Origin of the sequence: Clostridium pasteurianum (assembly GCF_001705235.1) — a bacterium.
In the GTDB taxonomy this organism is placed as follows: domain Bacteria; phylum Bacillota; class Clostridia; order Clostridiales; family Clostridiaceae; genus Clostridium_S; species Clostridium_S pasteurianum_A.
In genome coordinates this window covers 3,282,126-3,294,814 of sequence record NZ_MCGV01000001.1, presented here as the reverse complement: position 1 = coordinate 3,294,814, position 12,689 = coordinate 3,282,126, and the positions used below count along the sequence as shown (strand labels likewise).

Genomic DNA, 12,689 nt, shown 5'->3' with positions numbered 1-12,689 from the left:
AAAGTTATAGTAATAGACTGCCAATGTCTTTCAAAATAATACTTGACGACAGTCTATTACTATAATTTTGCTTTTACCTTAGGTATTGGACCATACAACAACGTTTTTTGAGTTAACAGCAATCTATATTTTTTTTATCTTGAAAAGTACTTGTCCATATTCGACTATTTCATTATTTTTAGCGAGTACTTCTGTTACTATACCATCAATCGGTGACACTACATTTATTGGTATTTTTAAAAACATAATACTACCTAATATTTGACCTTTTTTAACTTTACTTCCTGCCTTTATATATTCATCACTTGTCTCACCCTTAAAAATATTTATCACACCAACATATAACGATTTTATCTGTATAATACTAGACTTTTCTTTAGTACAACAAATTTCATCACCTATTTTTAGATTACTATAAAATTTCTTATTACAATCTTCCTTTAATGCTTTTATATGCAAACTGTCTGTTTTTAATTCAATATATGAAATGTTTGAATTCGTTATCAGTTCAACAACCTTAAAGAAATCATATTTATTCATTTTATATTAACTCCAATTTTATTCTTCTAATACACATGCAGACATATAATAATCATTTTCTACTCGCTGAACAGATAATTGGCATTTCTCATTTTTATCACTATGTAATACAGGTTTATTATTTAACATTTTTATAGTAAATGAATCTAATGGCATATATAATCCCATCCCCTTTGCTTTTATAAATGCTTCTTTAAGAGTCCATAATTTAAAAAAAGCATCTTTTTGCTCATCTGAAGGTAAGGATAAAATATATTCATTCTCATCTTTAGAAAAACAACTTTTCGCTATTGATAAATCAATTTTATCAATTTTTTGTATATCAACCCCTATAGGCTTCGCTGCAATTCCAACAATTACCCACTCACTAGAATGTGAAATATTAAAATGTATTCTACTATTATTCATAAGCTCAGGTTTTCCCCATTTATTATACTTCAATTGAATTTTATCTAAATTTAAAATATCCTTAAGCATTAACTTTCCATATAATGATCTTAAAGAATCTTCATATCTTCTATATTTTAATATTTTATCTTTTTCTTCCTTGCTCATGAACGTAAGAAAATAATTAAACCTCTCCTTACTTAAATTAAAATCAACTTTCTTTCTTTTAATTTTCATTTATATAATTTTCTCCTCATAATCAATAAATAACAATTTTATTACCTTATAATAGGGTAGTTTCAATTAAATTTATAATTTTTTTCATATTATTATTAATGAAAAAATGATTCCCTTCGAATGTAAGTATTCTTGTATTTTTTAACGAATGCATCTTCCATCCATTTAATTCCTCAAAGGTTAATGTATCTTTACTTCCATTTAAAACAGTTATATCGCATTCTATTGGATTACTTCTATTCTTATATTCATATAATTCTAATATTCTAAAATCATTTTTTAATATAGGAGTTACTAATTTACACAGTTCATCGTTTTGAACCACTTCAATTGGTGTCCCTCCAAGTTTTATAACTTCATCCATAAATTCATCATCAGGTAAATTATGTATTGGTTTTTTTATTCTAGCACAGTGTGGTGCTGCATATCCTGAAAAAAATATATGTTCTGGTATTTTCCCACCACTATCAACAATTTTATAATAAAGCTCAAAAGCTAATAAACTTCCCATACTATGTCCAAAGATTGCATATTCATCATCTATAATTTCATCCTTTATTTTTGAATATATGTCATTAACCGCCTCTTCAAAATCAGTATAAAAACCTTCACCATATCTAACTCCTCTACCTTTTAATTCTATCGGTTTCAGTTTTATATTGTGATCAACTTGATTTTTCCATTTATAATATATAGACTTAGATCCACCAGCGTACGGTAAACAAAATAATTTCATATTAACCTCCATCTCGCCACTGCCGCCGCAACACAAATAGTAATAGAAATAAATGTTTAGGGAATTGTGTACGGCATATGTAAAGTTAATCAAGAATAACATTAATAGACCAACCTTACCTAGCTGCATAATATTTTATTCTAATCATTACAATAAAAACTCTATATAATGTAGTTGATTCAAAATTTATTTAATAAGATATTTAAACATTAAGTACTAAACATTGCATTAATGATAACTTTGAATCATACTAAAAATTCCAAATATATATAATAAAAATTTTATTAACTTTATATTGTATAAGTTCCTCTTTATTACATGTTAACCTTTTTACATTGTAAAATCAATATTATTTTAAATATGTATCTTTTCTGTTTTTTCTATCATAAAAAGTTTTTTCCCTATATTCATTCATTTCTTTTTAATTCATTTTCACTTTTCAACTTAATTTATATATCCTTTATAAAATTCTGAAAAATAAAAAGTGCCTCAAACATTTGAGACACCTAAACTTTAATTGGATAGTGATAATAGGATTTGAACCTACCAAACTTACAACCTGTAGCATACATAAATTTTTAATTAGCTGACTTTAAATAATCTATTATGTCATCATATATTCCACTTTGATTACTATATGTAGCATAATTTTCAGCAGTACTGAGCCACTCTAGTGTAGAAGGCTTAACTTGTTTTATAGCCTCATTTATGTCTTTTGTTGTAATAGGAATTATTTTCCCCTTAGCCATAGCTATCTTTATTACATTTTCACTTGCCACATCACATATTGCCTTTATATCCGCACCAGAGTACTTTACAAGTTTTTTAGCTATACGTTTATATTCTATTCCTTCACATGGCTTGTCTTTCAAGTAAAGTTTTAATATTTCTACTCTAGCCTTAAAATCTGGAGGTTGAATAAACAATATTCTATCAAATCTACCCGGACGTCTTAAAGCTTAATCGACCTGCCAAGGTGTATTAGTAGCTCCAATTACAAGCAAGTTTTCATTATCGCTTTGTGTACTATCCATTTCTACATTCCCTTCATACTTATGGTGTTTTTCATAAAAAAAGCATTTTGTTATATATTTTATCATTATAATATATTTATGCAAAAATTGCAGCGGGAATTAAGTCAGCTGCAACTTTTAATATTATATAATTCCATTGTAAAATCTAATTAAGATTTACCAACCCAAATCATCTTTAATTTGTTCAGTAAGCTGGCTAGCCATTAATGCATGAGTTTTTAAACTAGGATGGTGCTCCTCACCATAACCATTGTGTGGATTTTGAATAGGGAACTCAATAAAATGAATTCTGTTGTCACCAGCTGATTTTCTTGATCTAACCATATCTCTAACGTACTCTCGTTGAATTTTAAGCTTGTCGCCTGATAGCATAGGTCCAATTGCACAATAAATGTATGCCTTAGGATACTGACTTCTTATATGATCTAAAAAAGCTGAGTATGCTGATGTAAAGGCTGTTTTATCTGGAATTGGTGAACTTACTTTTGGGTCAACACTAAAGTCATTTGTACCAAGATTAATAACTATTACCTTAGGAGTCCACTTGTTAGAGTCCCAAAGTTTATTTGAGGTATAAGGTACTATTGTGTCATAGCGCTTAGGCATTACATTTGAAGAGTGTCCATCACAATCACGAAGTATTCCTATTCCTGACCAACCGATAATCATAGAATCTGCACCTAGATTTTTAGCAGTTAAAGCTCCATAAGCTAAATTAGAGTTTTCATGTTCCTCTTGGGCTTTTTGTTTTGGATCAGTGCCTTCATCTCCATATCCACAAGTAATTGAATCACCAATAAACATTATGCGCCTAGAGGACGGAGTTGGTGGATCAAGCAATTTTCCATCTGTAACAGTAAGCCCTAAAAATTGTACTTCACCCCAAAAGGCCTCAGTTCTTTTAACTAACTCCAAGGTATGTTTTTCATTTTTTAGTCCCGAGGCTAAGGTCATAGGAAATGCTGTAGTTTCACTTACATAAATTGGTGTTTTTAACTGGCCATCAATTATTACATCAAACCAGTTATCACCTATTATCTTAAAATTCACGCTTATTCCAGTTCCTTTAAACTTAGCTTTAATTGTAGTATTACTCCATGCAAACTTTGGACCTGCAGGATCACTTGTATCAAATCGTCCAATTAAAAGAGCCTTGTCATAAATATCATCATTCTCCTTTGAGTTTGGCATGGTAACATCAGCAGTTTTAGAAGTAGCATTGTAATTGTTAAGCTTAACGTTTTGAAGTTCATCTGCTAAAACATCTGATGTCCCTTGTATAGTTAAAAACATTATAAAAATCATTAATAGGCAGCTTAATTTTTTTCTCATTATAGCTCCTCCTTTTTTACTAAATTATATCATATAATATATTATATATATAAAAAGTAAATATTTTATATATACTTTTCAAGAAGCAGTGTTATTAATTTGATGAGTTCTGTTTGAAGCATAATAAAAAAGACCACAAGTTTTTAATTTTTCAACTCGTGATCTTTCTGCTATATATTTTTTTAACTTGTTATCCTCTATAAGATTATGTTCTTGTTTGTTTATTATAGTTCAAATATTTTGTTTATATCCTTTACGCACTATTGATCTATTCCTCCTTAATTATCGAAATAGTCAATTACTATTTTATCTAATTTTTCATTTCCTTTTTCATTTTCAGATAGATATTCAATAAAAAAATCATTTACACAATCATTCTTAAAATTACTCAAATACAAAAATGATGTTTCCAAGCTTTTATCCATTTTCCATTCATTCAATTGTTTATGACACAACCTAATAACATCTTCAGCAAAGCAATCATTCCTTACTTCTATTGCTAACTCTAGTATGAAATCTCTTTCATCTTCATTATCTCCTTTTATTATTTCATGCATTTCTTCTTTGCTCATTTCTAGTTTATATATATCTTTTTTAGCCTCCGAAAAATCATCTAAAGAAGTACCTACTCCATCATATAACATTGACCCAAAAAAATCATATGAAATAAATTTATGCGTAAACTTATATTTGTTCTCTGCTATTTTAGTTTCAACATAATTAGTATTTTTATCAGAAATAATTTTAAAATATCCTGCATCATATGGAATTACACTTCCATAATCATCTTCAATTTTAAGCATAACATAATGTTTTTCTTTACTGATTGTTATAAATTCACCTTCATACACTGTATATATTTTACTTACAGTTATATTAGGTAATTTATTGCTATTTTCTATGCACTTTACTCTCATTACATCACCTCATTTTAGTAGGCACAAAATTTTCATCTACATGTATAATCAAAAATGCTAAAAAATCAACTCCTATTCTAATGTTAAGATGAGCAATCCTATCATAGAATTGAATTTATGTATTAAGCTTAATTTATTCATTATTTAAATTAATTTATTTTGCTAAGATTCAAATGTTGTCCTATTAGGAAATTTTCCTCCTTCTTTAATGAAGCATCTAGCCAATCGTTGGGCTGCCCTATCAAAATAAAATTGTGATGAATGACCAGAATCCGGAACAGATTCCAACTCATTAAACATCTTAGTCTTTTTATTTAATTCTATTTTACCCATACTCTCCTCATTAGGTCCAAACTTATATACTACTATATTTTCATCCTCATATTCTTTCAATAATAACACAAACGCTGCCATTTTATTCCTCCTTATTATTTATTAGGATACTAATAACCTTATGAGGCAAAATCATGTATTATTTAGACTTTCTCACCTTTGCCTACTTCAAAGCATGCTATATCATCCAAAATTCCAAAAAATAAAAAGTGCCTCAAACACCATTGAGACACCTAAACTTTAATTTGGCAGGGGTAGTAGGACTTGAACCCACAGCAAACGGTTTTGGAGACCGCTACTCTACCAATTGAGCTATACCCCTATATTTAATTTTACCGTGATTTCTATATTCTGTCGCTGCCGACAAGAAACATTATATTACATAATGCCCCTCTGTGTCAAGCTAATAAAATCATTATTTTCTTAGTATTTGTGAATATTTTACTTTATACTGCAATTAATACTCGTTTTCTCATTTTTATATCTTATTACCAGTTAAAACATGAGTACATGTATTTAAAGTTATTTTTTTAGATTATATACTCTTTTGCAAATTCTCTAGGTGACTTATTGAACATTTTTTTAAAGGCGCGAAAAAAACAAGAATAATCATTAAAACCGCATTGTTCATAAGCTGCTGTAATAGTTTCGCCGCTCTTTATAATATCCTTTGACATTAGGAGCCTTTTTTGCATTACATAGTTATGCAGGGTATAACCCGTTTCTTCCTTAAACTTGTGCATAAGATAATACTTACTCATATAAAATCTTTGAGCCAAATTTTCTATAGAAAGCTCCTCTCCTAAATTTGAATTTATGTACTTTAATATTTTTTCAATTTGTCTGTCATATTCAAGAGCTTCCTTACCTCCCAGATACTTATGACTTAAATGAACCCTATTTAAATATATTATAAGCTGAATAAAAAGTGAATTGCTTAAAAGCTTACTGCCAAACTCCTCTGAACTTAAGGAATTTTCAAGGGAGTTTATTATAAATTTTATGTTTTCCTGAAGCTTACTTTCAAGCCTCACTAAATTAAAGCTTTTTTCTCTTGCTAGCTTAAAGCATGTGGAAAGATTGCAATTTTCATAGTTGTGCTCTTCTATAAAATCCGAATTCGCCCATATTATTATCCTCTCATAGGTTTCAGATGGATCAATAATTGGCTTATGTACATCATGATTATTTACAAGAAGAATATCCCAGGGCTTAAGATAATATGCCTTTCCTTCAATAAGATATGTAACTTTTCCTGATATAAATATTATTATTTTATTGAAATCATGGTAGTGAAATTCAAAGCTTTGACTTTTTTTATCCTTTAAGTGAAAAAGCTGAAAATCACGGTTAAGATATCCTTTCTTATTGTTCATATAAAACACCTCATAAAAATCATAAAGCATTTTTTACAATATATCAAGCAATATATACAATATTTATTGTTAAAATTACGTATATAATAAATATTGTAAATAAAAAGAGGGTTAATTTGATATTAGCTTATACTTGTGGCATAATACTTAAAAACAGCATTTTGCAACAAGTGTAAGCTGAATTTCAAAATAAAATCAATAAGCTGGAGGAATACAAATGTTATTAAAAGCATTGTTAAAGGATATAGATTATAAAATTTTAAGTGGAAATTCTGATATAGATATTAAGGGCATAAGTTATAATTCTAAAAAAGTAAAAAAAGATTACATATTTGTTTCCATAAAAGGCACACGAGTTGACGGACACAGTTTTATAAAGGAAGCTGTTAAAAATGGCGCAGCAGCAGTTATAGTTGACGAGGATATTTGTCCTGAGCTTCAGAATGCCACTGTAATAAAAACTGAAAATTCTAAAGTGGCTTTAGCTAGTATATGTAACTTATTTTATGGAGAACCCTCTAAAAAATTAAAGGTTGTTGGAGTTACAGGCACTAACGGCAAAACTTCAGTTATACATTACATATGCGATATACTGGAAGCTTACGGTGAAAGTACTGGAACCATAGGCACCCTAGGATATGAACTTAAGAATAAAGAAATAAACGTAGAAAAAATCAATCCTACTACACCAGAAGCTTTAGAGCTTGAACAGATTCTAAGCACTTTTCTGAAAAAGGATGCTAAAAATGCCATAATGGAGGTTACTTCTTCTGCACTACATAAAAATAGAGTTGACTTCTGTGATTTTAATGTTGGTGTATTTACAAATCTATCTCAGGATCATTTAGATGAACACGGAACTATGGAAAATTACAAGCATGAAAAGCTTAAATTATTCTACAAATGCCCTATTGGTGTAATCAATCTAGATGACAATTTTGGAAGAGAAATTATAGGAAAGGCTCCATGCAAATTTTTCACTTATGGAATACTTACTAAGGCAGACCTTATGGCAAACGATATAGTATACAATCCAAACTCAGTAAGTTTTAAAGTTACTTTTAAGAATTTTAGCTCAAGAGTAACAGTAAACATTCCAGGTGAATTCACTGTGTATAATGTTCTAGCATCTATTGGTGCATGCCTATGTCTAGGACTTGAAATAGAAGATATATTAAAAGCTGTTCCCCAAATAAAACCGGTTCGTGGAAGACTTGAGATGATAAAAAATCCTTCAAATAAAAATATAATAATAGACTATGCACACACACCGGATTCCCTAGAAAAGCTATTAATAATGGCAAGAGAAATGACCGATGGAAGGATTATAACTGTATTTGGCTGCGGCGGCGATAGAGATCAAAGTAAGCGCGGGCTTATGGGAATGGCAGTTGGAATTCTGTCGGATTACTGCATAATAACTTCAGATAACCCAAGAAGCGAAAATCCGGATAAAATAATAAGAGACATAGAACGAGGCATGGAAACTATAAATTCATCCTATGAAAAAATAACTAATAGAAAAAAAGCAATTGAACGAGGCATTAATATTCTAAAGGATGATGACATACTAATAATAGCCGGAAAAGGTCATGAAGACTATCAGATTATAGGCGACAAGAAAATACATTTTGACGATAGAGAAATAGTTCATGAAATTTTACAGTACAGCTAGTTTAAATACTGGCTGTTTTTTTATAAGTATATTGATTATTACTATAGAAACGGTTAGAATATTATAATAAGCTTTACCTAATTAACTATATTTATCATAATATCTTACTCAGAAAGGGAAATATGAATTTATTTTTCTTTATTCTAGTACTAACTTAGACATCTAAAAAAATAACGATGTCTTAATAACTTTCACTATAAATTAGTTCATAGAATATACAACTAAGAGGAGATATAGTATGAAAATTAAATGCGAAAATAAAAAAGGTTTAATCGAAGCAGCTTTAGGGGAAAAAAAATCTGATCTTGTAATTGAGAACGTAAATTTAGTAAATGTATTCACAGGTGAGATTTACAAAGCCAACGTTGGTATTTATAAAGGCTTTATCTCACACATAGACTGTAACCCTGATGGTCTAAATACAAATGTCAAGAAAATAGAAGCAGAAAATCATTATGACGGACATGGACAGTACCTAGTACCTGGTTTCATTGATGCACATATACACATTGAAAGCACAATGATGACACCTAAACATTTTGGAGAAGCAGTTTTACCTTTTGGAACTACAACTGTAATTACTGATCCTCATGAAATAGGAAATGTATGCGGAATTGAGGGTGTAAAATACATGCAGGAATGTGGAAAAGAAGCTCCACTTAGAGAGTATTTATTAGCTCCTTCATGCGTGCCATCCCTTGTAGGCAAAGAAAATTCAGGCGCAGTTTTTACATATAAAGAAATAGAAGAACTGCTAAAAATGGATATGGTCATAGGGCTTGCAGAAGTAATGGACTTTGTTGGAGTAATAAATAATGATGATAGAATTTCAGACATACTTCAAGTAGTTGAAGACAAGGGTATGTTTATACAAGGTCATGCCCCTTTTGTAACTGGCAGAGAATTATCTGCTTATTTATGCGGCGGACCAACAACCGACCACGAATCTAGGGTTAATTCAGAAGCTCGTGAAAAAATGCGTTCAGGTATGTACGTAGATGCCAGAGAAAGCTCTATCTCAAAGGACGTTGCTGAAGTAGTAAAAAATATTAACGACTTTAGATATTTAACAAATTTAACTTTCTGTACAGATGACAAGGAACCTGCTGAAATACTTGAGACTGGACATATGAATGCAACTGTTATGAAAGCTATAAAGTGCGGTATGAATCCAATAGATGCCATAAGAAGTGCAACTTTAAATGTAGCTCGTGAAGCTGGCATAACAAATTTAGGAGCGATTGCCCCTGGTTATGCTGCTGATATGTTCCTCACAGAATCTTTACAAAAAATAGTACCCAGTGCTGTATTCTTCGGAGGAAAATTAGCTGCCGAAAATGGCAAATTAAAAGTAGCACCAAAAGAAAACAAGAACTTTAAAATAGAAAACACAAATACAATGTATGTAAATAATTTATCCGTAGAAGATTTCAAAATAAAAGCTCCAATTAAAGATGGAAAAATCAAAACAAACATCATTAAATACAGCAGTTTAATATCTGCTCAAACTGATTTAGATGTGATGGAACTTCCAGTTAAGGACGGATATATAAATATTTCTGACAACCCTGATTTGAAGTTCATAGCAGTAATAAATAGACATAAGGGCTTTAATACAAAAGGGTTCGGTATAGTTAGCGGGTTTGGAACTAAAACTGGAACTGTTGCAAGTACAGTAGCCCATGACTGTCACAATTTAATGATTGTTTATGATACTCCAGAAAATGCATATTTAGCTGCTGAGGATTTAATTAAAATAGGCGGCGGCATGTGCTGTGGCAAGGATAATAAAATTCTGGCACACCTAGCTTTACCTATAGCAGGATTAATGTCACCAAAACCTTGCAGTGAATTAGCTGTAGAAGTACAAAACGTAAAAAATGCTTTAATAGATTTAGGAATTAATGCTTCAGATGATCCACTTTTGCGTATAGCAACACTTGCTTTACCTGTAGTTCCAGATGTTAAGATGTCTGATTTAGGTATGATAAATGTATTTACACGTGAAATAATTCCTATGTTTTTGAAGTAACAGTGTTGAAACGATTTAGATTCTAATATTTATAAAATTCCGTAGGTACGGAGGAATTTCTTCCTTGCTTTACCCCTAAAATAAAGTAACAGTGTTGAAGGAACGATTTAAAAAAATTCTAATAAATCTTGATAAAAAAATAGTAAAATCCTTAGATATTTCAATTGTCTGAGCAGCTTTTCGGTGAGTTATTGAAATATCTTAGGATTTTACTATTTTTTTATCTTAGATTTATAGAACTTTTTTAACGTTCCAAAACACCGTTACTTTATATTCTGAACTTTTGTACTAGTTCGTTTAGCTTCAATGCAAGCTCAGCCTGATTTTGAGAAGTTTCTGCAACTTGATTTAATCCCTCACTAGCTTCTTCAATTCCACCGCTTATGCTGTATGTGTTTTCAGATACACTCTGAGCACCAGCTGATACATCCTGAACAGCATTACTTAAATCATTCATTGTATTATTAATTGCCTGTGCCATAGATGATATCTTGTCTGATGTTGAACTTATAAAATTACTATCTTCATAGTATCTGTCCCCTACTTTCTCTAAATCCTGAAGTTCAGGTTTTATATCCTCATTCACAAATGTCATAACATCACGGGCATTACTTGAAAGATTTTTAAATGCCATTTGTACTTTTTCAATTGTATTTTTTATGCTATCTACAGATTCTCCTACTTCCTCTGAAAGCTTCCTAACTTCCTCTGCTACAACAGAAAATCCTTTTCCAGCTTCTCCTGCCCTAGCAGCTTCAATTGCAGCATTTAATGCGAGTAAATTAGTTTGTTCTGCTATACTAGCAATAGATTCTGCCATTTGCCTTATTTCACTTACAACTTTTCCATCTTCTATAGATTTTAGTATCTCTCTTTCTTTATTCTTATAAATGTCATCCACACGCTGCACAGATTTTTTTCCACTGTTTTTAACTTCTACAGCTTTTTCTTTAGATGCATTTGAGTTATTGCTTTGATCCAATGTTTTATTTGATAATTCATCTATATTCGAATTAACTTCTTCTATAGATGCTGTCAATTCTTCAGATGATGAACTTGTTTTTTCAACTTGCTCTGCTATGTTTTTAGTTGATTCAGTTATATTCTCAAATTTTGAACTAAGCTCCTCAACTGTAGCTGAAAGTTCTTCACTTGAGGCACTTAAATCCTGAGAATTCTCCATAATAGTCCTTATAATATGTTGAACATTTTCCTGAGCTTTCATAAGGAAATTACTTGTATCTCCAAATTCATCTTTTCTATCAACTTTAAGTACAAAAGAAAAATCATAATTAGCCATTTTTTTAGCAGAATCATTTATTCTTTTTAAACACCCTTTAATATCCCTCGTTAAAGTAGTAGAAATTAAAACTGATATTATTAGTCCTAATACTATCACAATAATTAATAGCTTAATAAAATTTGAACATGTAGCTAAATTATCACGATTGTCCTGTTTAGCTTCATTTGAATTATCATTTATAAGCTTGTTTATTTGATTAAATAAAGCCTGTCTACTTTGACTATTTCCCTTGTTCAATTTTTCTGCTTTATCAAAATCATTTTGAGCCACAGCTTCTACAGTTTTGTTAGATACATCTAAATATTTTTCATTAATTTCTTTTACATTTTCCCAAATATTCTTACTAGCATCATTTTGAGGCAAAGCATCATATTTTTTAACAAATGTACTAATTTCCTTCTCATCCTTTTCTATCTGGCTCTTAGCTTCAGGCATCATTGAAGGATCTTTCTGATATACTAACTTTAATAAATCTGCCCTTACTTCTGTCAGATCCTGCTCTGTTTTAGTTAAGTAATACACTTTTTTCAAGTTTGAATTATACATTTTATTAGATCTAGCACTTACTTTTTCTAAGTTTATAATTGCCATTACACCAACTACCGCAATTAATGCCATCATAATCAAAAATGAAATATACAATTTAATGCCAACTTTTAAGTCTTTTATAATTTTCATGTTCTTCTCCCCTTATTATACCTTTTTAAAATACGTATATATTATCGTTCTCCTAAATAGGTTACTTTATCTCACAATTTTAACCATTGTTAATGAGGTTTGACATAAA

12 protein-coding genes and 1 tRNA gene are annotated in these 12,689 nt (G+C 30.1%); 2 read left to right on the top strand and 11 right to left on the bottom strand.

Going from position 1 to position 12,689, the window contains the following annotated elements; all coding sequences use genetic code 11:
- Positions 1–123: 123 nt before the first annotated feature.
- The 10 genes from BEE63_RS14790 to BEE63_RS14750 all read right to left on the bottom strand — a co-directional run bounded on the left by BEE63_RS14790 (position 124) and on the right by BEE63_RS14750 (position 6,892).
- Entirely contained in the window at positions 124–540 is a 417-nt protein-coding gene (locus tag BEE63_RS14790; RefSeq protein ID WP_066022124.1) for an acetyl-CoA carboxylase biotin carboxyl carrier protein, read from the bottom strand.
- A gap of 18 nt (positions 541–558) precedes the next feature.
- Positions 559–1,164, bottom strand: a complete 606-nt coding sequence (locus tag BEE63_RS14785; protein WP_066022123.1) for a 4'-phosphopantetheinyl transferase family protein — start codon at positions 1,162–1,164, stop codon at positions 559–561.
- Between the two features lie 46 nt (positions 1,165–1,210).
- Positions 1,211–1,900, bottom strand: a complete 690-nt coding sequence (locus BEE63_RS14780) for a thioesterase II family protein (protein ID WP_175400854.1) — start codon at positions 1,898–1,900, stop codon at positions 1,211–1,213.
- A 578-nt stretch (positions 1,901–2,478) separates the two neighbouring features.
- Complete coding sequence (locus tag BEE63_RS14775) at positions 2,479–2,826, bottom strand: ATP-binding protein (RefSeq protein WP_066022121.1); 348 nt, start codon at positions 2,824–2,826, stop codon at positions 2,479–2,481.
- 33 nt (positions 2,827–2,859) lie between these two features.
- Positions 2,860–3,000: a hypothetical protein gene (locus BEE63_RS21760; RefSeq protein WP_175400853.1), complete on the bottom strand. Its 141-nt coding sequence runs from the start codon at positions 2,998–3,000 to the stop codon at positions 2,860–2,862.
- 90 nt (positions 3,001–3,090) lie between these two features.
- Positions 3,091–4,266 (bottom strand): SGNH/GDSL hydrolase family protein, encoded by a 1,176-nt coding sequence (locus BEE63_RS14770; protein WP_066022120.1) that lies wholly within the window; start codon positions 4,264–4,266, stop codon positions 3,091–3,093.
- Between the two features lie 278 nt (positions 4,267–4,544).
- Positions 4,545–5,183 carry a hypothetical protein gene (locus tag BEE63_RS14765; protein ID WP_066022119.1) on the bottom strand — a complete coding sequence of 213 codons (639 nt, stop codon included), beginning with the start codon at positions 5,181–5,183 and terminating at the stop codon, positions 4,545–4,547.
- Between the two features lie 162 nt (positions 5,184–5,345).
- Positions 5,346–5,597, bottom strand: a complete 252-nt coding sequence (locus tag BEE63_RS14760) for a hypothetical protein (RefSeq protein WP_066022118.1) — start codon at positions 5,595–5,597, stop codon at positions 5,346–5,348.
- A gap of 165 nt (positions 5,598–5,762) precedes the next feature.
- Positions 5,763–5,838: transfer RNA gene (locus tag BEE63_RS14755), tRNA-Trp, on the bottom strand.
- Positions 5,839–6,046: 208 nt separating this feature from the next.
- Positions 6,047–6,892, bottom strand: a complete 846-nt coding sequence (locus BEE63_RS14750) for an AraC family transcriptional regulator (RefSeq protein ID WP_066022117.1) — start codon at positions 6,890–6,892, stop codon at positions 6,047–6,049.
- A gap of 217 nt (positions 6,893–7,109) precedes the next feature.
- On the opposite strand from BEE63_RS14750, the gene BEE63_RS14745 reads away from it, so the two are divergent.
- On the top strand, positions 7,110–8,567 hold the full coding sequence (locus BEE63_RS14745) for a UDP-N-acetylmuramoyl-L-alanyl-D-glutamate--2,6-diaminopimelate ligase (protein WP_066022116.1): 1,458 nt from the start codon (positions 7,110–7,112) through the stop codon (positions 8,565–8,567).
- A 238-nt stretch (positions 8,568–8,805) separates the two neighbouring features.
- Positions 8,806–10,599: an adenine deaminase gene (gene ade, locus BEE63_RS14740; protein WP_066022115.1), complete on the top strand. Its 1,794-nt coding sequence runs from the start codon at positions 8,806–8,808 to the stop codon at positions 10,597–10,599.
- Between the two features lie 268 nt (positions 10,600–10,867).
- Here the strand turns inward: ade and BEE63_RS14735 are convergent, their stop codons facing one another.
- A complete protein-coding gene (locus tag BEE63_RS14735; protein WP_066022114.1) occupies positions 10,868–12,580 on the bottom strand; it encodes a methyl-accepting chemotaxis protein in 1,713 nt (570 codons plus the stop codon).
- Between the last annotated feature and the right edge of the window lie 109 nt (positions 12,581–12,689).